We start from the raw sequence: 25,035 nt of genomic DNA, 5'->3' as shown, positions 1-25,035 counted from the left end.
AGGAGAAAGTATGAAAAAGATAAAGGAAGTGATGAAATGCAAGTTCTTTTATATGTAAGTGCGGCTATTATCGCGGTTGCTTTCGCTGTATTAGTAGTATATGTATGCAGAACGTTGTTATCGGTTCAAAAGACGTTAGAAAACGTTGCAAGCACGTTAGAAGGTTTAGAAAAGCAAATGCAAGGGATTAGCGTAGAGACGGAGCAATTATTACATAAAACAAATGCGTTAGCTGATGACATTCAACAGAAGTCACAATCATTAAATAAAGTAGTATCGGGTGTAGATGGAATTGGAACGACAATCCATTCTTTAAATACGAAACTTCGTAATGTATCAGATTCTGTTACGGACGAAATTGAAAATAATGCCGATAAAGTAGCGCAAGTTGTACAGTGGAGTAGCGCAGCAATTGAAGTATACAATCATTATCGTGCGACAAGACAAGAGAAAAAGGTTGAAAAAGAAGAGCGTAAATTAGAAAGACTTGAGAAAAAAGCTGAAAAGAAAGAAAAGCGCTCTAGACTTCGTATGAGAGGTGAATCGTGATGAATATGACAAAAATTGAAGCAATTGAAGAACTTGAAGTATTAGTAGAAAAAAACGAGCCTTATGTTCTTTTTAAACATAGTACGACATGCCCGATTAGTCACGGTGCATATACAGAATTTCAAGCGTATTGTAGTGAAGAAAGAGCAGTACCAGCGTATTACTTATACGTACAAGATGCGAGAGATGTTTCGAATCGTGTTGCAGAACAGTACAGCATTAAACATGAATCTCCGCAAGTGTTATACATAAAAGATGGGATGGTAGTATGGAATACGTCTCATTGGAACATTAAAAAAGACGCTTTAGAAGAGAATATTAAGTAAAAAGAAGCAAGCGAAAGGTGCTTGCTTCTTTTTTTTGTTTTTGTTGAAATATATTTAATGGTACACTGTTATTAGTTCAAATTAAATAATTAGATTGTTGAAAGTAGGTTTTAAGTAATGAAGAAAATGGCATTATCCTTCGCGGTCGTAAGTTTATTACTAGGAGCTTGTAGTAATGATACGATTAGTAAGAAGGATGAAGTTATACAGAAGGATACGAAAGAAAAAAGCATGATTCCGAGAACTGCTGTTTCTAAAGATTATTATAGAACTGTAATTCCTTTAAAAGAACAAAAGGTTATCAATACAGCTAATATAACAACAAATTCTAAATTAGATTTAGCAGAGTATGAAAATGGTTTAATGAATATTGCAAAAGAGCAATTTGATACAGAAAATCATGTACTACAATTAAATCAGTATATTCCGGAGAAGTTAGTTGATGAACTAGTCGCAAAAGTAAAAGCACCCGTTTTGACAAATATTATAGAACAAGACTATTTCGGGAAGCAGAATTCAAATGAATTAAGTTTATCTGGCGTTGTGATCGGGTTAGCCATGTCTTCAAGTGTATCGAATGAAGAAGCTATGTCTAAGGGTACTGAAGTTGCCAAGCAACTTATTGAAGCGATTAATAAAAATGACAAGTATAATAAGTCTCCAATTACGTTTGCTATCTTTAAGCAAGAAAGTACAAGTTCTTTAAAAAATGGGACGTATATTGCTAGTGCTACCGTTCAAAAGAATTATACGAACCTTGGAAATTGGAGTACGATCGATGAACAAGCGTATTCATATCCTTCTGATGAATTTAAACAAGCACATGGAGAAGATAATACAAAAATAACTGAATTTGCTGATGCGATGAAAGGTTTTTCTACTGGAGACTTTATCCCAGTAAATGCTAAGGTTTCTTATAAGAAAAATCAAATGGATACATTAAATATGAATATTGTTATTAAATATAACGGTAAAACAGAATTAATGGCTCTTACCCAACTGGCTGCTCAAAGTATGTTAGAAAAATTACCTAAAGATGCGAAAGTACAATTGCAGATAAAGTCCGAGAGTAAAATTGAGGCAATTATTATAAAAGAGAAAAACAGCGAAAAACCGTTTGTTTCCTTCTTATAAAAAAAAGACAGTGTTTAAACTGTCTTTTTTTATTGGAAATGGCTTTATGACGGGTAAGCCAAATAAAATTCCAAAAAGTAAGAGGGAAATCATATGAACTTAAAAGATTTAAAAAATAAACATATTAAGTATGATTGGAAAACTATTTTTGTAGGCATCCAAGGAAATTATTTTAGTAAAGACGTTATTTCTGATTATACGGTAGAATTGATGGGAATTGGTGATGAAAGCGGGTTTGTTAGTGAACTTACATGGGGAGTCTCTAATGAAGATTTAAGTAAGGTGTTGTTAGAAATAAAAACTAATTATTTTCCTCAATTAGATGAAGAAAGCACAATATTAATAGAGGAGAAAAGAAAACTAAGATTTGTTTGTTTATCTGAAATAAAAGAAAGATGTAAAGAAGATAATGAATTATTAAATGAAATTGCAGAGTTTTATGGAAAGCATCACTACCCAGAAGATATGGTGAGTTTTGTTAATTATATGCCTCAAGAAGTTCCAACTACGAAAGAAGATATAGTAAATAGGTTTGAAAAATTTTTAAAATTAGAGGAATCGAGATTTAAATGCTAATATATACAAAATATCAATAAATAGATCGTGACTTACAATTAGTTTCTGAAACGGGAAGGTAAGTTATGCTATATGTAATCGCAGAGAATAATAATGGACCATTTGAAACCTAGATGTTATAACATACTTTCCAAGCTCGTTTAGAGTTACAAGAAGATACGATTGTTGAAATTAATGGTGATGGAAACCTGCTTTTTATTATGGGACCATGCACAGTAGAAAGTTATGAACAAGTACATCAATTTTCTGAAGCAATGAAAAATCGATGTGTAATACGCTTCATGTTTCCGCTGTGCCGATTTTAAAGAAAGAAGCATATTTACCTGTCGTTGTCGATATAACGCATTCTACAGGGTGATGTGACCTTCTATTGCCAGCCCAGATCCAGCGCGCATCAAATGAATATCATTGTCGGCTTCTGTCGGTAAGTCGATATATAAATCGCCGATATAAATTTCATTTACTAACGTACGGCTTAATATACAGTTTGTACTCATGGGATATCTATTTTTTTACAAAAAATGCCCTTTTTTTCATAAAAAATACGAAAATACGAGAAAAGAAGCGAATTTTTTCGAAACTTTTGCGGGAAAATATTGTATGAGCCTGCGTTTTTATCGTATCATTAGTAAAAGGAAGAACTCGGGACGATTGGTGGCATCTGCAAATAGAGTTGATGTCTTTTTTTCATTCAAGTAACCGATACATAAAAATAGATAACAAAAATAGAAGGAGTGTGCGATGAGATGAACGTAACAATTTATGATGTAGCGCGTGAAGCAAACGTTTCAATGGCTACCGTATCTCGTGTAGTGAACGGTAATCCAAATGTAAAGCCTACAACAAGAAAGAAAGTATTAGAAGCAATTGATCGTTTAGGGTACCGCCCAAATGCGGTAGCACGTGGACTAGCAAGTAAGAAGACAACTACAGTAGGTGTTATTATTCCTGATATCTCAAATACGTTTTATGCAGAACTTGCTCGTGGAATTGAAGATATCGCAACAATGTACAAATATAACATCATTTTAAGTAACTCTGACCAAAACAAAGAGAAAGAGTTCCATTTATTAAATACGATGCTTGGAAAACAAGTGGACGGAATTGTTTTCATGGGTGAAGATATTACAGACATTCACATTGAAGAATTCAAAAAGTCTCCAGTACCAATCGTATTAGCAGCGTCATTTGATGAGCAAAATGAAACGCCATCAGTAAATATTGATTATACGCAAGCAGCTTACGACGCAATGAAGCACTTTATTGAGCAAGGGCATACGCGTATCGGTTTCGTCTCTGGTCCTTTCATTAATAAAGCGGGAAGCGCGAAGAAGTTACAAGGTTATAAAAAAGCTTTAGAAGAAGCAGGTATTTCATATGATGAAAATCTTATAATCGATGGAGATTACACATATGATTCAGGTATCGAAGCATTCGAAAAGCTTTGGAGCAGTGATGAAAAGCCAACAGCAATCTTCGTATCTTCTGACGAAATGGCACTAGGTGTAATCCATGCAGCACAAGACGCTGGATTAAACGTACCAACTGATGTAGAAGTACTTGGTTTCGATAATACACGCCTTGCATTAATGGTTCGTCCGCAACTTTCAACAGTTGTACAACCAATGTATGATATCGGTGCAGTAGCAATGCGTCTATTAACAAAGTATATGAACAAAGAAAAAGTGGAAGATCACACTGTTATCTTACCTCACCGTATCCAATTTAGAGATTCAACGAAATAAGTATAAAAAAGCTCACAGCAATTGCTGTGAGCTTTTATTCGTATTCAGGGTAGTATGTTTTAACTATTGTATCTACCGTTTCATTTTTTTTAACGTGTAAAAATCTTGCGTACAACTCTGTTCCTGTTTCAAATGAAGTATCATTTAATTCAAATACATGTAGCACTTTTCGAAACTTCCATGTGACTTGTTCACCGTACACATTATCGTACGATTCTTCAGAGTGTATAGCTATTTTTTTGCCTAATTCGTGAGCTTCCTCTAGGTCGTTTGCTTTAACGAGGATAATACTTTCTTCAAAAAGTTTATCGTGATTTTCTTCATAATGCTCATCCACTTTCGTAGGATGAGGCTCACCAGAATGAACAGATTCAAATAATAATTTTACAGCGTACATATTATGCTGCATGTTTCACCTTATAAATAATACTTGCGACAAGCGAAGCAGGTATTGTAAATACGTTGCTTTGATAATGATAGTGTATTTGGGATTCTTCATAAGACATGTTGTCATATAGTTCGTTTTGTGACACGTTCATTTTTTTCTGTTTTTTCTTTAATATCTTAATATAGTTATACTGTATTGGGACGAGAATGATGAAATAGGCTAATACGATTAGTGAAATCCAAATCATTATGAACACTCCCTTGTAAAGAATATTTATATATGGTAATTATATCGATTTATATAAAAAATATCCATTTTTTTGGTGGTCAATTTTCTTTCCAAAATGCAAAAAGTTCTTCAGGACTTCGTAAATTATGTTCCAGGCATGTTTGTGTGCAGTGCGTTTAAAACTTTGTATTAATTGTTCTAACCTAGAAGGATTATATTGTTTTACATTGCCAGCAATAATAATTTCATCTTTGTCTAAGTTAAGTGATAATTTTAGTAAAGTTATATTTGTTTCTAATTGTACAACTTAGACATAAAAAAACTTTTTGTCTAAGTCGATTGTAATATAATCGAATCGCTCTACCTGTTTAAAATATCCTACAATATCATCTTCCAATTGAAATCCTCCCGAGTATATGGCCTATTGGTGACTTCGCTACAAAATGGTATTGTTCCTTGTTATATGTCACATAAGTGCAAATTTAACTATTATAGGGCAATGTCATGTATAATAGAAAGAAAAGGCTTGTGAGGGGGGAGAAGAGATGATCGTTCTTTGGATAATTACGCTTTGTATGACTGCTATTTTTGCATATATGACGTTAAAACAAAATGGCTTAAAGCGATTTGTTCCAGGAAGTATTCTTGCAGGAATTGCCCTTATCACGTATGTAATTTCTATTTTTATTGAAAGTGTATCAGTGGACATGAGCACAAGTTTAATGTTCATGGGTATTACACTATTTGCAGGTAGTATTATGGTACTTATGGTTGCAGGTATTATTTTATTTATTCATATGAATTCGGAAACGTTATAGAATATAGAAAAGGCATGTCCCGAGGGGCATGCCTTTTTATCCGTTCAATTATGCTCTATCTTTAGAAGAATTTTGTTGTTTTAATAAGTCGCGAATTTCGCTAAGAAGAACTTCTTCTTTTGTTGGTTCTGGAATTTCTTCTGTCTTTTCTTCTTCTTCTCTTTTAGATGTTAGTTTGTTGAACACTTTAACGAACATAAAGATAGAAGCTGCAATAATTAAGAAATCAAAAATAGTTTGGATGAAGTTACCATACATAACAGCAGATTTACCATATCCAAAATGTAAATCTGTAAAGTTAACGCCACCTAATACCATACCAAGTAATGGTGTGATAATATCTTTTACTAAAGAACTAACGATTTTACCAAATGCAGCACCGATTACAACCCCGACAGCTAAATCGATTACATTCCCTTTGAATGCGAATTTTTTAAACTCGTTCCACATGTGTTAATCCCATCCTTTCCACGATTCAATATGAAATTTATAATTCCTATCAACATATTCTATAGAAATTTGTGAGAGAAATAAAGGGGAAATGGGAATGAAAGTAAATTCTGAAAAATGTATCCGTTTTAATTTTTGTTTACATTCTCCAGTAAAGATTGCAGCAGCTGCTGCGTTTTTAATCCTTCTAATCCATCTACAACAGGCTTTGTATCTCCTTGTACACATTCAATAAAATGATGAACAGCATCTTCAAAACCACGTTGTTTTAACGTCGTATCCCATGATGGTGAACCAATCTGAGAAACTGCATTTTCCTGCTCAACTTCAAATGTGTTCATATTTTTTACGCGAATGATTTTACCTGTCGTTACAAGTTCAATTTGTTCTAAATTTGTACCGGCGTGGCGATGCATTGCGGTAGAAAGTAACAGTCCACTTAGCGTTGTATATGTGTGATGTCCGTAAAGAAGTTCATTCTTTTCATTTATTTGCATCATATTATGAACGACGTTAAGATCATCATTAGCTAACCAGCGAGCAGTATCTACAATATGTAAGTAATCATCTAACATAGTAAAGTCGTACGTATATGGCCCCACTTTATTTGTGCGGTGTTTTTCAATTCGAACCCATGAAATATTATGAGCTTGCTCTTTTGCAGCAACATACATAGGAACGAATCGGCGATTAAATCCGACCATTAACTTTCTGTTATGCTTTTCGCTCAACTCGACTAGTTGCTCAGCTTGTTCCACTGTAGCTGCTAGCGGCTTATCAACATAAACGTCAATTCCTTTTTTCAGAAGTTCAGAAACGATTTCATAATGTGTAGCAGTTGAACTATGGACGAAGATTGCATCACATTCTGAAGCTAACGTTTCAATAGAATGAAAGTCTTGAATGCGGTATTGTTGGCAAACTTGTTTCCTTTTCTCCGCGTTAGGTGTAAACGCCCCTACAAAATTCCAATCTGTTTCTTTTGTAAGTGTTGGAAGATAGGCCTTTTGCGCAATACTTCCAAGTCCAATCATCCCAATTTTAGGTTTATTCATGTTTATTCCCACCCTATTAATATTGATGTAACAGGCTAAATGTAGCATAGGGTGAGGGAGGAAGGCAAAAAATAGCTTTTTACTTATTCCCTTCTAACAAAATCTTCTCTATCTCTTCAAAGTTATGAGCGCGAGCATGCTCTAACGGGGTAACACCATCGTTGTCTGGAATATTTACATCTGCACCGTGTAGCGCTGTCTCCATGCTTGTCATCTCCTTTTTAACTTCTTGTTCTTGTGAGCAACCTTGTAAAAAAATTACGCAACATAACATGCTTAATGTTTTTTTGAACATGGAATTTCAACCTCCTCATTTCAACTGTAAAAGAAGAACATTAAATTTTTATAAACTGACGCTAAAATTACTATAAAATCGCTTGAGTATTTGAACATATATTTTTATGCTTATGAATAACATGGTTTGTTAAAGTGAGGATGTAACATATGTCTATTAAAACAAGATTTTTATTCTCTTATATCGCTGTTATTCTCGTTTCCATCACGCTCATATTAGTCGCGGGATTTTTAATTGTTTTTTCTATAACAGGAGACTTGGAATCAGTGAAAAATTTCTATAAAAGTTCCTATATTCAAAAGCCGCTTACGCCAGAAGAAGAGAATACGTATATTGAATTGAAATTAGCGGCAAAGAAAAATCAATCACAACTATTAGATGAATCGTTCGTTTCATCACTTGAAAAAGAAGGGGTGAAAATAGTTGTAAGAAAGGGAGAAACCATTTTTTATGCTACAAAAATATTTGAAGGTGTATCTTTAAAAGAAGCCATTCCGAAATTTGAATCAGCAAATATTAATAGTCGTGGTACAACAGAACTAGGCGATACATTTTATCGATATGTAAAATTTGATTTTTATTTTCCCGGAGATGAAGAAGGGAGTATATTTGTACTAAAAAGGCAAAGTTCATTTGTAGATCTTACACAAAAATTATTTCCAATTTTATTCGTAGCACTTTTACTGTTAGCGATATTACTCATTGGATTAGTAAGTTATTTCGTCTCAAGAAGTGTGATAAAACCAATTTTTGTGTTGAAAGATGCGACTGGGAGAATTAAAGAAGGGAATTTAGATTTTCAAATTCCAGTTACATCCCATGATGAAATCGGGCAATTAAATCAAGGTTTTGAGGAAATGAGAAAGAAATTAAAAGAGTCGATAGAGATGCAAACGCAGTATGAAGAAAATCGAAAAGAGCTCATTTCCAATATATCTCATGATTTAAAAACACCGATCACATCTATTATCGGATATGTAGAAGGCATAAAAGATGGAGTCGCAAATACGCCAGAGAAAATGGATAAGTATTTAACGACCATTCATACGAAGGCAAAACATATGGATACACTTATTGATGAGCTCTTTTTGTTTTCGAAGCTTGATTTGAATCGAGTTCCCTTTCAGTTTGAAACGATAGAGTTAAACGTGTTTATGCAGGAATTATTAGAAGAGATGCAGATGGATTTAAGTGAGGAAGGTATAGAAGTTTACTTACAATTACATTCATCACCACTATATGTAACGGCTGATTGCGAAAAGATAAATAGAGTGATATCAAATTTAATTCATAATAGTGTGAAATACATGGATAAAGAAGAGAAGAAAATTACTGTAACAGTATTGAGTGATAACAATAAAGTTATTGTGAAAGTGATGGACAATGGGGCAGGTATAGAAGCTGATACGCTGCCGTATATATTTGAGCGGTTTTATCGTGCAGAGCAATCGCGAAATTCTAGCACAGGTGGAAGTGGACTTGGCTTAGCGATAGCGAAGCAAATTGTTGAAGAACATGGCGGAGAAATTTGGGCGGAAAGTAATCTTGGGGAAGGTACAAGTATTTTCTTCTCATTGAAAAAAGTACAGGAATGTGGTGAGTAGAATGAAGAGAATTTTACTAGTAGAAGATGAAATAAGTATTGCAGAATTACAGCGAGATTATTTAGAAATTAGTGATTTTCAAGTCGATGTAGAACATTCAGGAGAAGTAGGTCTACAAATGGCTCTTCAGGAAGACTATGATTTAATTATTTTAGATATTATGCTTCCGAAAATGAATGGTTTTGAAATTTGTAAACAAATACGTGCTATAAAAGACATTCCAATTTTACTTGTTTCAGCAAAGAAGGAAGATATAGATAAAATTCGGGGACTCGGTTTAGGAGCGGATGATTATATAACGAAACCGTTTAGCCCGAGTGAATTAGTAGCAAGAGTAAAGGCGCATATTTCTCGTTATGAAAGATTATCAGGAAATGTGAGTAAGCAACGCGATACGTTATACATTCACGGAATTTCTATTGATCAGCGAGCAAGAAAAATTTTTATAAACAATGAAGAAATCGCGTTTACAACGAAAGAATTTGATTTATTAACATTCTTTGTAACAAATCCAAACCAAGTATTAAATAAAGAACAGTTATTTGAACGTATTTGGGGACTAGACTCAGCTGGCGATTTAGCCACTGTCGTTGTTCACATTAGAAAGCTACGTGAAAAAATTGAAAGAGATCCTGCTCACCCGCAATATATTGAAACAGTATGGGGAGCTGGTTATCGCTTTAACGTGTAATGTACCTGCCGAGTAATTGGTAGGTTTTTTATGTTATTCGAACGAAAAGAGAATAATAGGTAATTTATGTTAAAATATAAAGAGAGATAAAACATAGGAGAGCATGAGAGGGCGTGCTACATTTTGGGAGATACATTAAAAGATAATAAATTAAACAAGGCTTTAAAGATTGGAAAGAATATCGTACTTATCTTATTAATTATCGGTGTAATACAAATGTTTTATGATGGAGATTCTACGAATGATCATTTCGGTTGGTTATTTATGATGGTCTTTTTTGGAATTAAAATAATTTCTAGTTTTATGATAAGTTTAAAAGAAGGAGATAAAAAGGCAGTATTACTTGATGTAGGTTTAATGATTTTTTTGTTCTTCTTGTTGTTTCTAGTGTGAAATATTTCTTTTGAAGGTTAATATATTCATTAACGAGGCTTTAATGGAATAAGCCTCGTATCTTTCTATGTTATTTAATACTTACGTCTGATTGTAAAAAATCACTCTATATTAGGTATTTTTCTTTGAAAATAGGACTTAATTCACTCCAAACATCAAATTTATTACCATCTAAATCATAAAAAACAAAATTCTTCCCAGCATGCCCTCTGTTTTCAATCTCTCCAACTAGAATTTCCTTTTCAATAAATTCACTATGAATTGATTCTAGTACATGTAATCCGTTAACTTCGAATGTTATAGAAAAGCGTTCTTCACCGTGAAAATCAAAAAAATTTAAGGTTTGATTATCTTGGGATTTAACTAGAAAAAAGCTTTGATTTGCAAAGTTAATAATAGCTTTGTCTTCGTCTTTAAAGTTCAACTCTGCTCCCAATTTATTTACATACCAGTTTAAAGAAAGCTCTACGTTGGTAACTGGAATATAAGTCGTTCCAACTCTTAATAATTTTTCTTTCACCCTATTTTCCTCCTTTAGCAAAACAGCACTAATAAACTTGTTCTCTCTTCCTAGACTTATTGCCTTTGTTAGTCCTTAATTTTCTTTTTAATCCCAAAAAATTCTTGAGTAATAGAAGTAAACCGACTGGATTCTTCTAAAAAAGGATAATGGTTACTCTCCTCAAATATCACAAAGATAGAATTACGTATGCCATCATGCATCTCAATAGAATACTGAATTGGGCACTGTACATCATGTCTTCCGCATATAATAAGTGTCTTTGTTTGGATGGAAGGTAAATGCTCTCTTAAATCAAATGAAGGATATTCATTGGCGAAAGCATTCATCCGGCTAGCGGACATTGTTTTTTGGATTGGTTTACTAAAATAAGAGTTGTAGTTTTCGGGTTTATACAATGATAATTTTGTTCTCTTAGTAGATAGTTCTTTTCTTTCTGCATTTGTAAGGTGAGGGGTTTTTAAGTTTTCGATGAGCTTTTGCATATAATGAAACTGTGGATGTGTCGGGTGATAAATACAAAATGGTGTTTCTGTATAGTTACTTGCTGCAGCTCCGGCCAAGGCTAATGATTGTAAGGAATTTGGATATGTAATTGCATATAAAAGTCCAAGCATACCACCTGTTGAATGACCGGCGAAATGCCATATTGGAAGGTGCAATGCTTCTCGTATTGCTTCTAAGTCGTGAACTGTTTCAATCATACTTAATTCTTTTTCTGAATTGGCTTTTGCTGAGTTACCAGCGTTTCGTAAATTAATGAGGAATACACGATGCGTAGCAGTGAAAACATTCGCAAAGTAATCACCAGTTTCATTAAATTGTGAATAGTGATGTGTAATGCAAAGCGGTTCGCCATTTCCTTTTGTAAAGATTTCAAATGTGCCACGTTTCGTGTTGATTATTTGTTGTGTCCACATAATATCACGACCTTTTCTCATAAAAGTTGGACCACTTAATTATGAAATAAAATATATCAGCGATTTTCGAAATATATTGGCGGTTATTAAAATATATCAGCGAATCTCAAGATATATCGGCGATTCTTGAAATATATCAGCGATTATCAAAATATATCGACTTACCGACAGAAACCGACAATAATAGCAAGCTATAAATAAAAGGAGGCTATTCAAAAACGAGCCTCCTTTTCGTTTAGTACAAAGATTTTGTCATATTATTCCGAATTATTTCAAGGGATTTCGTTACAGTTAATGCGTTCTTTTCTTCAATTTCTGGTTTACGGGGGATCGGTTTATACATGTTGTCTGGATCTTCCCATGTGAGGGGAAGTTCTGTTTCAGCTTGTCCTTTCCAAGCGTCAATCCATTCTGGAGGGAGATAACCTGAGATGTTTTGGATGTTGTTCATTTCGAGCCAAATGAGTGCCCAAGCTCTTGGGACGACGCGCCAGTGGTCATAGCCACCGCCGCCGACAGCGATCCAGCGACCTTCGCAATATTCATTAGCGATTTCGCGAGCGAGCTTCGGTATTTCACGGTAAATATTCATCGTTGCGCAAAGATGTGTAAGTGGGTCGTAATAATGTGCGTCAGCGCCGTTTTGCGTTAAAATAATATCCGGTTTAAAGTATGCGGCAACTTCTTTTACGACAGTGCGATATGAATTTAAAAACGATTCGTCTTCTGTAAAGGCATCGAGTGGAACGTTAAAAGAATAACTATAGCCATTACCTTGTCCGCGTTCATTTACAGCACCAGTTCCAGGGAATAAATAACGCCCAGTTTCATGTAGTGAAATGGTGCATACGTTAGGATCGTCGTAAAAAGACCACTGTACACCATCACCGTGATGAGCATCTGTATCAATATATAAAACACGTAAACCGTATTTTTTCTGTATATATTTCATTGCGATGGAACTATCGTTATAAATGCAAAAGCCAGATGCCTTACCACGGAAGCCGTGATGTAAGCCGCCGCCTAAATTAAGCGCGTGTTTTACTTTTCCGGAAAGAACAGCATCGACAGCAGTTAACGTACCGCCAACGAGTAATGCGCTTGCTTCGTGCATATTTGGAAACATCGGTGTATCTTCTGTTCCGAGTCCATATGTCATCGCAATTGATTTTTCTAACTTACCTTCTCCAGCACGTTTTACCGCATTTATGTACTCCTCTGTATGAACGTAGGCGATCTCTTCATCTGTAGCCATCCGTGGTGAGATGATTTGGGAGGGAGAGATAAAACCGCCCTTTTGTAATAAATCATACGTAAGTGTGACGCGTAGTTGGTTAAAAGGATGATCAGGGCTAAACGAATAGCCCCGAAAGTCATCCGAATAAATAAACGCGCTACTCATGCTTGCATCCCCATGATGTTCGGCCATAATACGCGGTAGCCTTCTGCTTCAAGTGCATCAATCACTTTTAGCGGATTCATCGTTTGAATGCGGAAAACGAGTACTTTATCATTCTCATCTTTTGCTGGATAGACGAGAACGCTCACGATATTGATTTGCAAATCACTAAAAATAGCAACGACTTTTCCAAGAATACCAGGTTCGTTTTTTACTTGAATTTCAATTTGTGAACTTGGTTGATGTGCTCCTGTTAATTTCACTAACGTGTGCAGTACAGTAGATTCAGAAATGATTCCAACTAGCTTGCCAGCCTTTGTAACAGGGAGACAGCCAATTTTATTTTCAAAAAATAAAGTAGCAATTTCTTCAACGAAATCGAGAGGATGGCAAGTCATTACAGGATGTTTCATAATAAGTTCAAGTGGTTGCTTCAGCATATCGAGTGAAACTTGTTCATCTAAAATAGACGGACTTGCATCTCTTACATCCCGATCAGAAATAATGCCTACGACATGATTATTTTGATCGACAATTGGAATGTGCCGAATGCCTTTCGTGCGTATCGTTCGGATTGCTGTTTCGATTGTATCGTTTGGATGTAGTGTCACCACATCTTGATTCATAATTTCTTCTACAATCATTCCAGTTGCCCCCTTTATTAATACATAAAACGATTGTGAAAACGTAGACGATCAAATGCTTGAATAGAATCCGTATCAACGCGTTTTCCGATGCGGACCATTAAACAGTTAGCAGGATGTGAACAAATTTCAGGATCATCTGTAGCCATCCATTGTAAGCCACCAGCATTCATCATCTTTTCCATTACTTTTCGGTACTCCCAAACATTTAAGCCTGTTTGTTTTAAATCCCAGTGCCAATAATATTCAGTCGTCAATATAATGTAATCTTCCATATAATCGTCCATCATTGAAACTTCTAATAAGTTCTTTCCGACAGCGCAACCGCGGAAGGCGGGGACAACTTCAATTGCCCCGAGTTCAATTAAGTTTTCAATCTTTCCTTCTGACCATCGTTCGAGCGGATCAGGATATAAGTATGTAACATATCCAACAATCGTTTGGTCATGTCTTGCAATAATGAGACGAGCTTCTGGTAATTTAGAAATTTCGACAATTGCTTTATATTGCTGCTCGGCAGGACGAAACGCAACTAAATCCGGATGAAATTCATACATTTCTAAGTTATGTGTAGAGACAGGACCTTCAATAATTAAAGTGCCTTTCGCTGTTTTTAAGTTTCTAGCATTATATATTTTTTTATGAATCAATGTATTACTCACCACCTTGAGGGTTTGTGAATCTATTAATATCGTACTTTATAATATATGCGATGTGAATCGAAATTTGTCATTAAAAATTTGTCTAAAAATCAACAAATATACTGAAAATTTTAAATAATATCATTATAATAGATAATAGAATACATAGGAGGGGGATGTAAAGTATGAAAGTAGAAACGCTTCCTGTCATTAAAGGAGAAAATAATTTGCCGAATTATGATGAGGCATACGCGAATTTTAACTGGGAAGAGGTTAATAAAAACTTTACTTGGAATGAAACAGGCCGAGTAAATATGGCGTATGAGGCAATTGATAAGCATGCGAAATCCGATCGTAAAAATAAAGTAGCCCTTTATTATCAAGATGGATCGCGAAAAGAGAAATATACATTTAAGGAAATGAAGGATTTTTCTAATAAAGCAGGAAACGTCCTGAAAAATTATGGCGATGTAGAAAAAGGCGATCGCGTTTTTATTTTTATGCCGCGTTCTCCAGAATTATATTTTGCACTTTTAGGTGCAGTGAAATTAGGAGCAATCGTTGGTCCGCTATTTGAAGCATTTATGGAAGGCGCAGTTCGCGATCGTTTAGAAGATAGCGAAGCGAAGGTGTTAATTACAACTCCTGAATTGTTAGAGCGCGTACCATTAAATGATTTACCTGCTTTAAAAACAGTCTTCCTTGTTGGAGATAATGTAGAAGAAGGCGGTAAAACGGTAGCGTTTAATCCTTTATTTGAACAAGCTTCAAAAGAATTACATATCGAATGGTTAGGCCGTGAAGACGGTTTGATTCTACATTACACATCTGGTTCTACTGGTAAACCAAAAGGTGTTCTTCATGCGCAGAACGCAATGGTTCAGCACTATCAAACGGCGAAATGGGTATTAGATTTAAAAGAAGATGATGTATATTGGTGTACAGCTGACCCAGGCTGGGTAACTGGAACGGCTTACGGTATTTTCGCACCGTGGTTAGTTGGAGCATCCAATGTTATTTTAGGTGGACGCTTTAGCCCAGAAGCGTGGTATGAAGCACTGCAAGATTACGGTGTAACAGTTTGGTATAGTGCACCAACAGCATTCCGTATGTTAATGGGAGCTGGACAAGACGCAATTAAAAAATATGATTTATCACAAGTTCGTCACGTATTAAGCGTTGGTGAACCGTTAAATCCAGAAGTAATTCGCTGGGGTATGAACGCATTTGGACTTCGTATTCATGATACGTGGTGGATGACAGAAACAGGTGGGCAAGTTATTTGTAACTACCCTTGTATGGAAATCCGTCCAGGTTCAATGGGTAAACCAATTCCAGGTGTGAAAGCAGCGATTGTTGATAATGAAGGAAATGAAGTTCCTCCATACACAATGGGTAACTTAGCAATTGGTAAAGGTTGGCCAGCGATGATGCGTGGAATCTGGAATAACCAGCAAAAGTATGAATCTTACTTTATGCCGGGAGATTGGTACGTATCAGGTGACTCTGCTTATATGGATGAAGATGGATACTTCTGGTTCCAAGGGCGTATTGATGATGTAATTATGACGTCAGGTGAGCGAGTTGGTCCGTTTGAAGTAGAAAGCAAATTAATCGAGCATGCTGCTGTTGCAGAGGCTGGTGTAATTGGTATTCCTGATCCAGTGCGCGGAGAAATCATTAAAGCATTTATCGCGCTTCGAGCAGGATACGAACCATCTGATGAATTAAAAGAAGAGATTCGTCAATTTGTAAAGAAAGGCCTAGCAGCTCATGCAGCGCCAAGACAAATTGAATTTAGAGATAAATTACCGAAAACGAGAAGTGGTAAAATTATGCGCCGCGTATTAAAAGCGTGGGAATTAAACTTACCAACAGGTGACTTATCAACGATGGAAGATTAAGAGAGGAAGGTCTGAACGAAATAACGTTCAGACCTTTTTTTATGTTATTATAAACTTATATATATAAGTTAAAGGGGTAATAAAATGAAAACAGAAAAAGAAAAGATGATACTAGGAGAAATGTACATACCAGCTGATCCAGTTTTAGTTCAAGAGAGGGAGCAAGCTCGTATATTAACGAGAAAATTAAATGAAACGCCAGAAGTACAATTAAAAGAGCGTAGCGAAATCGTAAAAGAACTATTCGGAACGACTGGAGATAACATTCATCTTGAATCTTCTTTTAGATGTGATTATGGCTATAACATTCACGTTGGCGAAAATTTTTACGCGAACTTTGACTGTACCATTTTAGACGTATGCCCGGTGACAATCGGAGTGAACTGTATGTTAGCTCCAGGAGTTCACATTTATACAGCAACACACCCGCTTGATCCAGTAGAGCGCATAAGCGGATCAGAATACGGAAAACCAGTTACAATTGGTGATAACGTATGGATTGGCGGAAGAGCGATTATTAATCCTGGTGTAACAATTGGAGATAATGCGGTGATTGCATCTGGCGCTGTTGTAACGAAAGATGTGCCGGACAATGTAGTAGTTGGCGGAAATCCTGCGAAGATTATTAAAAAAATAAAATAATATTTGAACGAAGTGCCTTCCTCGTCTGTATACATTTATGAAAGAATAGATGAGGGAGGCTTTTTTATGTCTAATAAATTACTTCTTGCTTTTGCTTTAATTGGAATTATAGTCGTATTTTCTTGTGGGTTGCTATTACCAATGCCAATCGGATTTAAAGTATCAATGATTACCGCTGGGGTCATGATGATTATTATGTTTTCCATCATTATTCCGTTTGATAGAAAACATATAGTACGGAAAAATGGATATAAAATTGATTTTACAAAAACAAAAGTTTATTTTCGCTGGAATGTATTTGATACGATTTCGGCTTGTCTTGCAGTGTATGCATGCATATGTGTGCAAGCATTAAATATTTTAGTTTCAACCGGTCATACAATACAAAACCCGTATGTTCAATTTTTTACAAATCAATCACAAGTATGGATTATTGTTGCAAGTGCATATTTAATTTCCCGTATTTCATTAACGTTAAAAGGAATAAAGGAGATCAAAAATCATGGCGCAGATTGGGATTGAGGAGGAGCTCATGCTTGCGTATCAAAGTGGAGATAAGCAGGCTGGGGAAAAACTATATGTTTTAATCAAACCAGCGCTATACACATTTTTGTATCGATTTAATCGAGATGAACAATTAAGTATCGATCTTGTGCAAGATACGTTTTTGACGTTAGAGCGTAAGAAACATATGTATGAACTTGAAAAAGGCAAAATAAAAACGTATTTATTTCAAATTGGTTATCGTCTTATGATTAATAAATTAAATAGAAGAAAAAAGTGGCGTACGCTTTTGCCGTTTTTAGTGCCGATCCAGGAAAAAGAATTTTCTCATGAAGATCGGCTCACAGTAAGAGAAGCGATTTTGAAAGTTCCTGAAGAACAGCGAGCTGTCCTTATTCTTTCTTATTATCATGATATGCAGCAAAAAGAGATTGCGGAGATATTAAACATTCCGATTGGAACAGTGAAATCGAGACTCCATAACGGGATAAAGAAATTGAAACAATTGCTGGAGGTGGATGAAATTGAGCGAAAATCCCTTTAAGAGTGAATGTAAATTAAAGCAGCATTTAGATAGTGATCATGTAGAGATACCAGATTTTCCAAAAACGGTAAGTCGCTTCGATCGATTAATCGGATTTCTTGGTTCTCCAGCGAAAGATCCTGTGGAGGCGACCATTGGGAATGATTTATCGGTTGTATTTCATGTGTCGTTATTAGTTGGGGTTCCAATTCTTTCCCTTGTTACGATACTCTTTGTGACGTTGTAAAGGATTGGCAAGGAGAGAAACCCGACCTCTATTTGACACGCCTATATAAATGATGGTATAAAGAAAAGTATATGAATAATTGAGCGTGGAAAGGGAGAAGTAGTGATCATTTCCCTGTTTTAGAGAGCTGATGGCCGGTGAAAATCAGCACATAGATGATCGCGAATTACGCCCCTAGAGCATCTTTTTTCGATTGAATTGTATTCAAAAGGGAAAAGACGGTGCTAAGCCGTTATGTAAATAAGGTGGTAGGCTTTTTTTTGCCTGCAACTAGGGTGGTAACGCGATAATCAAAATCGTCCCTTATTTGAAGGGGCGATTTTTTTATGTTTTCAACCTTCACGCCAGTAATGAACTTAAAGGAGAGTATGTAGGATATGGGTATTTTACAAGATCTTGAATTTCGCGGTCTAATTAATCAGCAAACAGACGCTGAGGGACTTGAGCAATTATTAGAAAAAGAAAGCGTTAAATTATACTGTGGTTTCGATCCGACAGCGGATAGCTTACACATCGGTCATATGTTACCAGTATTAATGTTACGTCGCTTCCAATTAGCTGGTCACCAACCAATCGCACTTGTTGGCGGTGGTACTGGTATGATCGGTGACCCAAGTGGTAAAAAAGCAGAACGTACATTAAATACGAAAGATACAGTTGCTTACTACACAGAAAGCATTAAAAACCAACTTTCAAACTTCTTAGAGTTTGAAAATGTGGACAACCCAGCAACAATGGCTAACAACTATGACTGGCTTGGTAACTTAGATGTAATTTCATTCTTACGCGATATCGGTAAAAACTTCGGTTTAAACTATATGTTAGCAAAAGATACAGTAGCATCTCGTTTAGATACTGGTATTTCATTCACTGAGTTTAGTTATATGATTTTACAATCATACGACTTCTTAAACTTATACCAAAACCATAATTGCCGCTTGCAAATCGGTGGTAGTGACCAATGGGGTAACATTACAGCTGGTCTTGAATTAATCCGTAAATCAGAAGAAGATGCGAAAGCGTTTGGTTTAACAATTCCACTTGTTACAAAATCTGACGGTACGAAGTTTGGTAAAACAGAAGGCGGCGCAATTTGGTTAGACCCAGAGAAAACAACTCCTTACGAGTTCTACCAATTCTGGATTAACACAGATGACCGCGACGTTGTTAAATACTTAAAATACTTCACATTCTTATCTCATGAAGAAATTCTTGAGCTTGAAAAGCAAGTAGCTGAAGCACCAGAAAAACGTGCAGCACAAAAAGCATTAGGTGCTGAAATGACAAAACTTGTTCACGGCGAAGAAGCATTAGAGCAAGCGATTAAAATTTCAGCTGCATTATTCAGCGGTTCTGTAGCAGAATTGACTGCAAGCGAAATCGAGCAAGGATTCAAAGACGTACCATCTGTAGAACGTACTGCAGAAGATACAGTATTAATCGACTTACTTGTAGAAAGCAAAATCTCTCCATCAAAACGTCAAGCACGTGAAGATGTAACGAACGGCGCAATCTACGTAAACGGTGAACGTACACAAGCATTAGACTACGTTGTAACAGAAAACGACCGCATCGAAGGTAAATTCACAATCATTCGCCGCGGTAAAAAGAAATATTTCTTAATTCGTTACTAATCAGAAACGAATATAAAACAAATAGTACCCCGGATTGTAGGCTGAAAAGTTTATGATTCGGGGTTTTTATGTATGAATTTAGATTACCTTACGAGTTCTTGTAAATAGAATATGAAGAATTAATATGAGCATATAAAGTAAGCTACTGAGCATAACAATAAATGCTGTTGGATAAAATTTTGCTGCATATATAAAGAAATCGATTTGATAAATATCTTGGTAATTTGAAACGGTGCCTTTAAAGTAATTCGTAAACTTAGCGCTATATTTCCATTCATCAGGATCATCTATTAAATTACTCCCCTGATACCAATTAATAAGCGCGGAAGTAATAAACAACATACATGCACTACCCAATTGAACCATTTGATTTATTGTCAAAATGAATCGACCTCCTATTTAATGGTTATTATAGCGTGCATTCATATTCCTGTAACCTTTTTGTTGTAATCTCCTTTTCGAGTTCATACGGAAATCACATGTAAGCGGTATGATAAATGTATAACAAATAGAAAGGAGTGGTAAAACAACATGTCACTAGAAGCGCTCATTATTTTTTCTTTGCTAAACGCAGGTCAGCTTGCAGAGAATTCGAAGGTGGATGTACATAAAGAGCAGAAAGATGCTTATGTATATGTTCAACAAGAGGAAAATAAATAATTTTATTTTATATATAAACGAAAAAAGCCAATCCAGAGGATTGGCTTTTTGTCATTAACGAGAGTAGAACTCTACGATTAATGCTTCGTTGATTTCAGCTGCTAACTCAGAACGCTCAGCGTGACGAGTGTAAGTAGCTTCTAATTTATCAGCATCGAAAGTTAAGTATTCTGGTACGAAGTTGTTAACTTCGATCGCTTCTTTAACAACAACAAGGCTGTTAGATTTTTCGCGAACGCTGATTGTTTGACCAGGTTTTACACGGTAAGATGGGATATCTACGCGAGATCCATCAACTGTGATGTGGCCGTGGTTTACTAATTGGCGAGCTGCACGACGAGTGCGAGCTAAGCCCATACGGTAAACTAGGTTGTCAAGACGAGCTTCAAGAAGGATCATGAAGTTTTCGCCGTGCTTACCAGGCATTTTACCTGCTTGGTCAAATGTGCGACGGAATTGACGCTCAGTCATGCCGTACATGTGACGAAGTTTTTGTTTCTCTTGTAATTGTAAACCGTATTCTGAAAGTTTCTTACGTTGGTTAGGACCGTGAGGACCTGGTGCGTAAGGGCGTTTTTCTAATTCTTTTCCTGTGCCGCTTAGAGAGATTCCAAGACGACGAGACAGTTTCCAAGCTGGACCTGTATAACGAGCCATAGTTGACTCCTCCTTTAAAAATGTTTTTATTTACGTAAAATAAAAACAGACGTAATCGATATTTACGGGCATTTTGTTTTCATGTACCTTCGCTCCAGCAGCAGGGAGTTACGAGATACACCTCCGTAGAGGAACAAAATACAAACGATAAACTCACATTACAAGGCTGCCTTTTTATTTTACACAAACGCTATTATATCTTTTACCCAGAGTTTCGTCAAGCAAGTACGTTTTTGTTTTATGCATATAAATTTTGGAAATGAACAAGAAGGAATTTAAAACGATATAAAAGAAGTGATAGAAACACAAATGAAACGCTTACATAAAATGTAGTAAAAAATGTTCATTAATTTTTTGTTGATGAATATGCGGGAATAAAAACATAAAAGGGGATGTTTTTATGAAAAAGAAGCATATGGAGACAGCGTTAATTCATCACGGGTATACATCTGAGGAACATAAAGGAAGTTTAACACCACCGTTATTTCAAACGTCTACATTTACATTTGAGACTGCGCAGCAAGGAGAGGCGAGTTTTGCGGGAGTGGATCCGTCTTATATTTACTCAAGACTTGGAAATCCAACTGTAAAATTATTTGAAGAACGTATGGCGGTGTTAGAAGGAGGAGAAGAAGCACTTGCTTTCGGATCAGGAATGGCAGCTATTTCAGCAACGTTAATTGGCTTTTTAAAAGCTGGAGATCATATTATTTGTTCAAATGGATTATACGGGTGCACGTACGGTTTTTTAGAAGTGTTAGAAGAGAAATTTATGATTACGCATTCGTTTTGTGATATGGAGACAGAGGATGATGTCGAAAATAAAATCCGTCCGAATACAAAGGTTATTTTCGTTGAAACACCGATTAATCCAACGATGAAATTAATCGATTTAAAACAAGTTATTCGGGTTGCGAAGCGAAATGGCTTACTTGTCGTTGTTGATAATACGTTTTGTTCACCTTATTTACAAAGACCGCTTGAGCTTGGTTGTGATGCGGTTGTTCATAGTGCGACAAAATATATTGGTGGTCATGGCGATGTTGTGGCGGGTGTAACGATTTGTAAAACGAAAGCATTAGCTGAAAAAATTCGCCCGATGCGTAAAGATATCGGCGGCATTATGGCGCCGTTTGATGCGTGGTTATTGTTACGTGGATTAAAGACATTAGCGGTAAGGATGGACCGTCATTGTGATAATGCAGAAAAAATTGTATCGTTTCTGAAAAATCATGATGCGGTAGAAGGTGTTTGGTATCCAGAAGGGGAGTTAGCATCTCGCCAAATGAAACGGGGAGGTGGTGTGATTTCTTTTTCAATTAAAGGCGGAAAAGAAGAGACGCAAGCGTTTATCAATGACCTTCACTTTATTACAATTGCCGTAAGTTTAGGGGATACAGAAACGTTAATTCAGCACCCAGCAACGATGACACACGCTGCGATTCCAGCTGAGCTAAGACAAGAAATGGGTATTTACGATAATTTAATACGTTTATCTGTCGGTTTAGAATCATGGGAAGATATCGTTTCTGATTTAGAACAGGCACTAAAGAAAGTATCTACTGTTAGTAATCAATAAAAAAGAGTGAGCTATCGGTTTCGTACGTGATGTACGCAATCGATAACTCACTCTTTTCTTTTTTAAATATGTTTTAGGAGTGTTTCCACAAACTTTTCTAAATAGCGCTGATCTACTTCATCAAAACGATTTTTTTCAGGGCTATCAATATCAAGTACACCGATGATAGTTCCTTCTTTCACGATCGGTACGACGATTTCTGAATTAGAAGCACTGTCGCAAGCGATATGTCCTGGGAATTGGTGAACGTCTGCTACAAGTTGCGTTGTTTTTGTTTCAGCTGCAACGCCGCAAACGCCTCGTCCAAATGGAATGCGCACGCAAGCGGGCATTCCTTGGAAAGGTCCAAGAACAAGCTGATTTCCGTCTGTTACATAAAAGCCAACCCAATTCACACGATCTAAAAATTGATTTAATAATGCGGACGCATTTGATAAGTTTGCGACTACGTTCGGTTCGCCAGTTAATAATGCATCCAGTTGTTTAATTACTGTCTCGTATTGCTCTTCACGAGAACCTGCATAACTTTCTTTTGTAAACATGGAAACAACTCCCTTTTTATCGAGATGTGTAAAATATTAGCAAAATACGATGTATTTCACATGACTTTGTCGATAGAAAATTAAAGGAATTTGTCTTAAAAGTCAAGAAATTTAAACTATAGCTGTTCAGTGAGAGGAAGTGAGCGCATGAAACAGACGAAACAAAAAGTAATTGATGCGGCAATATCGTTGTTTAACACGAAAGGTTATGATGGAACGTCGGTGCGAGAAATTGCAAAGCGAGCGGATGTGAATGTAGCGAATATTTCATATTATTTTGCTGGAAAGCAAGGTTTATTAGAACAGCTTATTACTGATTTTTTAGAAGGATATATTCATGTGATTGAAATGTCGTTCGAACAGAGAGAATATTTGTCGGCTAAAGATGTGATGGTGCAAATGGTGCGCGAGATTTTACGATATCAATTTGAAAATAGGGAACTGACACGTTTCTTCTACCGAGAGCTTTCACTTGATACGACATTAATTCGCGAAGTGATGACCATTTACTTTTCTAAAGAAAGATATTATATAGAGCAAATGATTAGACAGGGACAAATGAAGCAAGAGTTTAAAAAGGTATCTTTTACAATGTTTATGACGCAATTAAAAGGCATGATGAATATGCCGTTTTTATATCCACAATATATATCAGAAGTGCTGCATTCATTTCCGTCTGAGACATTTTTCATAGAAATGTACACGAAAGAAATTGAACAATGGATGGAGCAAACATTATGTATAACGAATATGTACTATGAATTGCCAAGAGCTGTTCATATGTGAAAAATCCCCACCTAACGAACTGAGGTGGGGATTTTTGTGCTTTCTTTCCTTTGCCATGCATTGTTGCATAATAGCGCAATAATTGTTAATGAGGCTCCGGAAATTTCAATTTTGTCGACTGTATAACCTCGAAAGATGGAACCGATAAGTGCAAGTACAGGAACTAAATTCATAAATAATATGCCGTTAATAGATGAAATATAGCGATTTCCTGTGTTCCAGCAAAATACAGCGATAACACCTGCAACAATCGACATATACAAGAGTTCAAAACGAACGCTCATAATGGTACGAAGTGACGGCATAGTAACGATGTTTGTGTACGTGAAGAAAGTGACGATAACGATGAGTGAAATGGAGCCGAATAAACAAGTTAACGTCGTATATCGAAGTGGTGACCAAGATTGAAAACGAGCACCACCGTTCGTGTAAATGACCCAGCAAGTAACGTCGCATAGCATAAGTATATTTGTTGAGAGGTGACTGGCAGCTCCAAATAATAAGTGAATATTTCCTTTTGAAATGACGAGCATAACACCGAGCAATGCAACGAACATACAAAGGAATGTGTAGTTTTGTGGGCGTTTGTTTTTTGTTATCCACTGCAATAATAAAGCGATGAGTGGCATAAGAGACTGAATCATCGCAGCATGAATGGCCCCAGAAGGCCCGGCAAGTTGTTGGCCGTAAAAAATGAGAAAACCATATCCAGCGAAACCGACTGTTCCGTAAAAGAATAACGAAAGTGTTCTTTTCTCTAAGCGGAGTGAAGTTTTTCCTTCAGTAATGAATAGCAAAATAAGAAAAATAATAGCTGCTGATCCGTATCGGATAGTTGTGAAGAAGAACGGATCAATAAACTGCAGGGCATTTGCCATGACAGGAAACATAAATCCCCAAGCCGTTACGGCAAGTAAGCATAGGAGGGATCCGAGTAGCATTTGTTTTTTGTCCAAGAGTATCTTTCCCCTTTACATTTCG

General features: G+C 36.1%; 32 protein-coding genes, 2 pseudogenes and 1 other annotated feature. Of the genes and pseudogenes, 19 read left to right on the top strand and 15 right to left on the bottom strand.

What is annotated here, in order from left to right:
* Window positions 1-36: 36 nt before the first annotated feature.
* The 6 genes and pseudogenes from ACU8YW_RS23305 to ccpA all read left to right on the top strand — a co-directional run bounded on the left by ACU8YW_RS23305 (window position 37) and on the right by ccpA (window position 4,330).
* Window positions 37-549 carry a DUF948 domain-containing protein gene (locus ACU8YW_RS23305; protein ID WP_001197725.1) on the top strand — a complete coding sequence of 171 codons (513 nt, stop codon included), beginning with the start codon at window positions 37-39 and terminating at the stop codon, window positions 547-549.
* Window positions 549-875 (top strand): bacillithiol system redox-active protein YtxJ, encoded by a 327-nt coding sequence (ytxJ, locus tag ACU8YW_RS23300; protein WP_046956174.1) that lies wholly within the window; start codon window positions 549-551, stop codon window positions 873-875. Before ACU8YW_RS23305 ends, ytxJ begins: the two co-directional genes overlap by 1 nt.
* A 117-nt stretch (window positions 876-992) precedes the next feature.
* Window positions 993-2,009, top strand: a complete 1,017-nt coding sequence (locus tag ACU8YW_RS23295; RefSeq protein ID WP_446894009.1) for a CamS family sex pheromone protein — start codon at window positions 993-995, stop codon at window positions 2,007-2,009.
* A 93-nt stretch (window positions 2,010-2,102) separates the two neighbouring features.
* Window positions 2,103-2,585, top strand: a complete 483-nt coding sequence (locus tag ACU8YW_RS23290) for a DUF2247 family protein (RefSeq protein WP_446894008.1) — start codon at window positions 2,103-2,105, stop codon at window positions 2,583-2,585.
* Between the two features lie 256 nt (window positions 2,586-2,841).
* Window positions 2,842-2,940, top strand: a pseudogene (locus ACU8YW_RS23285) (hypothetical protein); the annotation flags it as partial.
* A 391-nt stretch (window positions 2,941-3,331) separates the two neighbouring features.
* On the top strand, window positions 3,332-4,330 hold the full coding sequence (gene ccpA, locus ACU8YW_RS23280; RefSeq protein WP_001103309.1) for a catabolite control protein A: 999 nt from the start codon (window positions 3,332-3,334) through the stop codon (window positions 4,328-4,330).
* A gap of 34 nt (window positions 4,331-4,364) precedes the next feature.
* On the opposite strand, the gene ACU8YW_RS23275 is transcribed toward ccpA, so the two are convergent.
* From ACU8YW_RS23275 to dhp61, 3 genes and pseudogenes are all read right to left on the bottom strand, one after another.
* Window positions 4,365-4,727, bottom strand: a complete 363-nt coding sequence (locus ACU8YW_RS23275) for a DUF4288 domain-containing protein (protein WP_137012498.1) — start codon at window positions 4,725-4,727, stop codon at window positions 4,365-4,367.
* Window position 4,728: 1 nt separating this feature from the next.
* Window positions 4,729-4,965, bottom strand: a complete 237-nt coding sequence (locus tag ACU8YW_RS23270; protein ID WP_088064585.1) for a DUF3949 domain-containing protein — start codon at window positions 4,963-4,965, stop codon at window positions 4,729-4,731.
* A 79-nt stretch (window positions 4,966-5,044) separates the two neighbouring features.
* Window positions 5,045-5,343, bottom strand: a pseudogene (gene dhp61, locus ACU8YW_RS23265) (protein Dhp61).
* 148 nt (window positions 5,344-5,491) lie between these two features.
* Between dhp61 and ACU8YW_RS23260 the strand changes: the two are divergent.
* Window positions 5,492-5,764, top strand: coding sequence for a DUF3917 domain-containing protein (locus ACU8YW_RS23260; protein ID WP_000636592.1), 273 nt, complete (start codon window positions 5,492-5,494; stop codon window positions 5,762-5,764).
* Between the two features lie 48 nt (window positions 5,765-5,812).
* On the opposite strand, the gene mscL is transcribed toward ACU8YW_RS23260, so the two are convergent.
* The 3 genes from mscL to ACU8YW_RS23245 form a co-directional block, all read right to left on the bottom strand.
* The gene (mscL, locus tag ACU8YW_RS23255) at window positions 5,813-6,214 is read right to left on the bottom strand and encodes a large conductance mechanosensitive channel protein MscL (RefSeq protein ID WP_000267007.1); all 402 of its coding nucleotides are present in this window, start codon (window positions 6,212-6,214) and stop codon (window positions 5,813-5,815) included.
* A gap of 128 nt (window positions 6,215-6,342) precedes the next feature.
* The gene (locus ACU8YW_RS23250) at window positions 6,343-7,269 is read right to left on the bottom strand and encodes a Gfo/Idh/MocA family protein (RefSeq protein ID WP_106101571.1); all 927 of its coding nucleotides are present in this window, start codon (window positions 7,267-7,269) and stop codon (window positions 6,343-6,345) included.
* 79 nt (window positions 7,270-7,348) lie between these two features.
* Window positions 7,349-7,564, bottom strand: coding sequence for a hypothetical protein (locus tag ACU8YW_RS23245; protein ID WP_426934097.1), 216 nt, complete (start codon window positions 7,562-7,564; stop codon window positions 7,349-7,351).
* Between the two features lie 149 nt (window positions 7,565-7,713).
* On the opposite strand from ACU8YW_RS23245, the gene ACU8YW_RS23240 reads away from it, so the two are divergent.
* The 3 genes from ACU8YW_RS23240 (at window position 7,714) to ACU8YW_RS23230 (ending at window position 10,252) form a co-directional block, all read left to right on the top strand.
* Window positions 7,714-9,168 carry a sensor histidine kinase gene (locus tag ACU8YW_RS23240; RefSeq protein ID WP_426934096.1) on the top strand — a complete coding sequence of 485 codons (1,455 nt, stop codon included), beginning with the start codon at window positions 7,714-7,716 and terminating at the stop codon, window positions 9,166-9,168.
* 1 nt (window position 9,169) lies between these two features.
* Entirely contained in the window at window positions 9,170-9,859 is a 690-nt protein-coding gene (locus tag ACU8YW_RS23235; protein ID WP_088064579.1) for a response regulator transcription factor, read from the top strand.
* 123 nt (window positions 9,860-9,982) lie between these two features.
* Window positions 9,983-10,252, top strand: a complete 270-nt coding sequence (locus ACU8YW_RS23230) for a hypothetical protein (RefSeq protein ID WP_426934095.1) — start codon at window positions 9,983-9,985, stop codon at window positions 10,250-10,252.
* 106 nt (window positions 10,253-10,358) lie between these two features.
* Here ACU8YW_RS23230 and ACU8YW_RS23225 read toward each other — a convergent pair whose 3' ends face one another.
* The 5 genes from ACU8YW_RS23225 to acuA form a co-directional block, all read right to left on the bottom strand.
* A complete protein-coding gene (locus tag ACU8YW_RS23225; RefSeq protein WP_000660174.1) occupies window positions 10,359-10,772 on the bottom strand; it encodes a VOC family protein in 414 nt (137 codons plus the stop codon).
* Window positions 10,773-10,840: 68 nt separating this feature from the next.
* Window positions 10,841-11,713 carry an alpha/beta fold hydrolase gene (locus tag ACU8YW_RS23220; RefSeq protein WP_106382712.1) on the bottom strand — a complete coding sequence of 291 codons (873 nt, stop codon included), beginning with the start codon at window positions 11,711-11,713 and terminating at the stop codon, window positions 10,841-10,843.
* A gap of 214 nt (window positions 11,714-11,927) precedes the next feature.
* Entirely contained in the window at window positions 11,928-13,094 is a 1,167-nt protein-coding gene (gene acuC / locus ACU8YW_RS23215; RefSeq protein WP_000092828.1) for an acetoin utilization protein AcuC, read from the bottom strand.
* Window positions 13,091-13,735, bottom strand: a complete 645-nt coding sequence (locus tag ACU8YW_RS23210; RefSeq protein ID WP_000634566.1) for an acetoin utilization AcuB family protein — start codon at window positions 13,733-13,735, stop codon at window positions 13,091-13,093. Before ACU8YW_RS23210 ends, acuC begins: the two co-directional genes overlap by 4 nt.
* Window positions 13,736-13,752: 17 nt before the next feature.
* Window positions 13,753-14,385, bottom strand: coding sequence for an acetoin utilization protein acetyltransferase AcuA (acuA, locus tag ACU8YW_RS23205; RefSeq protein WP_063222474.1), 633 nt, complete (start codon window positions 14,383-14,385; stop codon window positions 13,753-13,755).
* 176 nt (window positions 14,386-14,561) lie between these two features.
* On the opposite strand from acuA, the gene acsA reads away from it, so the two are divergent.
* The 6 genes from acsA (at window position 14,562) to tyrS (ending at window position 19,830) form a co-directional block, all read left to right on the top strand.
* A complete protein-coding gene (acsA, locus tag ACU8YW_RS23200; protein WP_046956190.1) occupies window positions 14,562-16,280 on the top strand; it encodes an acetate--CoA ligase in 1,719 nt (572 codons plus the stop codon).
* An 84-nt stretch (window positions 16,281-16,364) separates the two neighbouring features.
* Window positions 16,365-16,922, top strand: a complete 558-nt coding sequence (locus ACU8YW_RS23195; protein ID WP_000845594.1) for a maltose acetyltransferase domain-containing protein — start codon at window positions 16,365-16,367, stop codon at window positions 16,920-16,922.
* Between the two features lie 66 nt (window positions 16,923-16,988).
* Entirely contained in the window at window positions 16,989-17,444 is a 456-nt protein-coding gene (locus ACU8YW_RS23190; RefSeq protein WP_087985420.1) for a hypothetical protein, read from the top strand.
* Window positions 17,425-17,970, top strand: a complete 546-nt coding sequence (locus ACU8YW_RS23185) for an RNA polymerase sigma factor (RefSeq protein WP_000057187.1) — start codon at window positions 17,425-17,427, stop codon at window positions 17,968-17,970. The genes ACU8YW_RS23190 and ACU8YW_RS23185 overlap by 20 nt, the downstream gene beginning before the upstream one ends.
* Window positions 17,951-18,196, top strand: coding sequence for a hypothetical protein (locus tag ACU8YW_RS23180; RefSeq protein WP_088609306.1), 246 nt, complete (start codon window positions 17,951-17,953; stop codon window positions 18,194-18,196). The genes ACU8YW_RS23185 and ACU8YW_RS23180 overlap by 20 nt, the downstream gene beginning before the upstream one ends.
* Window positions 18,197-18,273: 77 nt before the next feature.
* Window positions 18,274-18,503 (top strand) — a binding site (T-box leader).
* 70 nt (window positions 18,504-18,573) lie between these two features.
* Complete coding sequence (gene tyrS, locus ACU8YW_RS23175) at window positions 18,574-19,830, top strand: tyrosine--tRNA ligase (protein ID WP_046956195.1); 1,257 nt, start codon at window positions 18,574-18,576, stop codon at window positions 19,828-19,830.
* Between the two features lie 78 nt (window positions 19,831-19,908).
* Here tyrS and ACU8YW_RS23170 read toward each other — a convergent pair whose 3' ends face one another.
* Window positions 19,909-20,211: a YjdJ family protein gene (locus ACU8YW_RS23170; protein ID WP_088064574.1), complete on the bottom strand. Its 303-nt coding sequence runs from the start codon at window positions 20,209-20,211 to the stop codon at window positions 19,909-19,911.
* Between the two features lie 150 nt (window positions 20,212-20,361).
* On the opposite strand from ACU8YW_RS23170, the gene ACU8YW_RS23165 reads away from it, so the two are divergent.
* The gene (locus ACU8YW_RS23165; RefSeq protein ID WP_087985417.1) at window positions 20,362-20,490 is read left to right on the top strand and encodes a transporter; all 129 of its coding nucleotides are present in this window, start codon (window positions 20,362-20,364) and stop codon (window positions 20,488-20,490) included.
* A gap of 54 nt (window positions 20,491-20,544) precedes the next feature.
* On the opposite strand, the gene rpsD is transcribed toward ACU8YW_RS23165, so the two are convergent.
* A complete protein-coding gene (rpsD, locus tag ACU8YW_RS23160; RefSeq protein WP_000135322.1) occupies window positions 20,545-21,147 on the bottom strand; it encodes a 30S ribosomal protein S4 in 603 nt (200 codons plus the stop codon).
* Window positions 21,148-21,547: 400 nt separating this feature from the next.
* Here rpsD and megL point away from each other — a divergent pair, with 400 nt between their 5' ends.
* On the top strand, window positions 21,548-22,726 hold the full coding sequence (gene megL, locus ACU8YW_RS23155; RefSeq protein ID WP_106382691.1) for a methionine gamma-lyase: 1,179 nt from the start codon (window positions 21,548-21,550) through the stop codon (window positions 22,724-22,726).
* A 62-nt stretch (window positions 22,727-22,788) separates the two neighbouring features.
* Here the strand turns inward: megL and msrC are convergent, their stop codons facing one another.
* Window positions 22,789-23,268: a free L-methionine (R)-S-oxide reductase MsrC gene (gene msrC, locus ACU8YW_RS23150; protein WP_048544449.1), complete on the bottom strand. Its 480-nt coding sequence runs from the start codon at window positions 23,266-23,268 to the stop codon at window positions 22,789-22,791.
* A gap of 147 nt (window positions 23,269-23,415) precedes the next feature.
* Between msrC and refZ the strand changes: the two genes are divergently transcribed.
* Window positions 23,416-24,054 (top strand): forespore capture DNA-binding protein RefZ, encoded by a 639-nt coding sequence (refZ, locus tag ACU8YW_RS23145; protein ID WP_087985414.1) that lies wholly within the window; start codon window positions 23,416-23,418, stop codon window positions 24,052-24,054.
* 11 nt (window positions 24,055-24,065) lie between these two features.
* On the opposite strand, the gene ACU8YW_RS23140 is transcribed toward refZ, so the two are convergent.
* Window positions 24,066-25,010: a DMT family transporter gene (locus ACU8YW_RS23140; protein ID WP_446894007.1), complete on the bottom strand. Its 945-nt coding sequence runs from the start codon at window positions 25,008-25,010 to the stop codon at window positions 24,066-24,068.
* Window positions 25,011-25,035: the final 25 nt, after the last annotated feature.

This window comes from Bacillus pretiosus (genome assembly GCF_052947655.1).
Note: the sequence above shows the minus strand (reverse complement) of the source record. Positions and strands in the feature narration are given on the sequence as shown.

What these genes read in the sequence shown, in the direction of transcription:
- ACU8YW_RS23305 (WP_001197725.1), top strand. Translation starts at nt 37, where the DNA reads ATGCAAGTTCTTTTATATGTAAGTGCGGCTATTATCGCGGTTGCTTTC.
- ytxJ (WP_046956174.1), top strand. Translation starts at nt 549, where the DNA reads ATGAATATGACAAAAATTGAAGCAATTGAAGAACTTGAAGTATTAGTA.
- ACU8YW_RS23295 (WP_446894009.1), top strand. Translation starts at nt 993, where the DNA reads ATGAAGAAAATGGCATTATCCTTCGCGGTCGTAAGTTTATTACTAGGA.
- ACU8YW_RS23290 (WP_446894008.1), top strand. Translation starts at nt 2,103, where the DNA reads ATGAACTTAAAAGATTTAAAAAATAAACATATTAAGTATGATTGGAAA.
- ccpA (WP_001103309.1), top strand. Translation starts at nt 3,332, where the DNA reads ATGAACGTAACAATTTATGATGTAGCGCGTGAAGCAAACGTTTCAATG.
- ACU8YW_RS23275 (WP_137012498.1), bottom strand. Translation starts at nt 4,727, where the DNA reads ATGTACGCTGTAAAATTATTATTTGAATCTGTTCATTCTGGTGAGCCT.
- ACU8YW_RS23270 (WP_088064585.1), bottom strand. Translation starts at nt 4,965, where the DNA reads ATGATTTGGATTTCACTAATCGTATTAGCCTATTTCATCATTCTCGTC.
- ACU8YW_RS23260 (WP_000636592.1), top strand. Translation starts at nt 5,492, where the DNA reads ATGATCGTTCTTTGGATAATTACGCTTTGTATGACTGCTATTTTTGCA.
- mscL (WP_000267007.1), bottom strand. Translation starts at nt 6,214, where the DNA reads ATGTGGAACGAGTTTAAAAAATTCGCATTCAAAGGGAATGTAATCGAT.
- ACU8YW_RS23250 (WP_106101571.1), bottom strand. Translation starts at nt 7,269, where the DNA reads ATGAATAAACCTAAAATTGGGATGATTGGACTTGGAAGTATTGCGCAA.
- ACU8YW_RS23245 (WP_426934097.1), bottom strand. Translation starts at nt 7,564, where the DNA reads ATGTTCAAAAAAACATTAAGCATGTTATGTTGCGTAATTTTTTTACAA.
- ACU8YW_RS23240 (WP_426934096.1), top strand. Translation starts at nt 7,714, where the DNA reads ATGTCTATTAAAACAAGATTTTTATTCTCTTATATCGCTGTTATTCTC.
- ACU8YW_RS23235 (WP_088064579.1), top strand. Translation starts at nt 9,170, where the DNA reads ATGAAGAGAATTTTACTAGTAGAAGATGAAATAAGTATTGCAGAATTA.
- ACU8YW_RS23220 (WP_106382712.1), bottom strand. Translation starts at nt 11,713, where the DNA reads ATGAGAAAAGGTCGTGATATTATGTGGACACAACAAATAATCAACACG.
- acuC (WP_000092828.1), bottom strand. Translation starts at nt 13,094, where the DNA reads ATGAGTAGCGCGTTTATTTATTCGGATGACTTTCGGGGCTATTCGTTT.
- ACU8YW_RS23210 (WP_000634566.1), bottom strand. Translation starts at nt 13,735, where the DNA reads ATGATTGTAGAAGAAATTATGAATCAAGATGTGGTGACACTACATCCA.
- acsA (WP_046956190.1), top strand. Translation starts at nt 14,562, where the DNA reads ATGAAAGTAGAAACGCTTCCTGTCATTAAAGGAGAAAATAATTTGCCG.
- ACU8YW_RS23195 (WP_000845594.1), top strand. Translation starts at nt 16,365, where the DNA reads ATGAAAACAGAAAAAGAAAAGATGATACTAGGAGAAATGTACATACCA.
- ACU8YW_RS23190 (WP_087985420.1), top strand. Translation starts at nt 16,989, where the DNA reads ATGTCTAATAAATTACTTCTTGCTTTTGCTTTAATTGGAATTATAGTC.
- ACU8YW_RS23185 (WP_000057187.1), top strand. Translation starts at nt 17,425, where the DNA reads ATGGCGCAGATTGGGATTGAGGAGGAGCTCATGCTTGCGTATCAAAGT.
- tyrS (WP_046956195.1), top strand. Translation starts at nt 18,574, where the DNA reads ATGGGTATTTTACAAGATCTTGAATTTCGCGGTCTAATTAATCAGCAA.
- ACU8YW_RS23165 (WP_087985417.1), top strand. Translation starts at nt 20,362, where the DNA reads ATGTCACTAGAAGCGCTCATTATTTTTTCTTTGCTAAACGCAGGTCAG.
- rpsD (WP_000135322.1), bottom strand. Translation starts at nt 21,147, where the DNA reads ATGGCTCGTTATACAGGTCCAGCTTGGAAACTGTCTCGTCGTCTTGGA.
- megL (WP_106382691.1), top strand. Translation starts at nt 21,548, where the DNA reads ATGAAAAAGAAGCATATGGAGACAGCGTTAATTCATCACGGGTATACA.
- msrC (WP_048544449.1), bottom strand. Translation starts at nt 23,268, where the DNA reads ATGTTTACAAAAGAAAGTTATGCAGGTTCTCGTGAAGAGCAATACGAG.
- refZ (WP_087985414.1), top strand. Translation starts at nt 23,416, where the DNA reads ATGAAACAGACGAAACAAAAAGTAATTGATGCGGCAATATCGTTGTTT.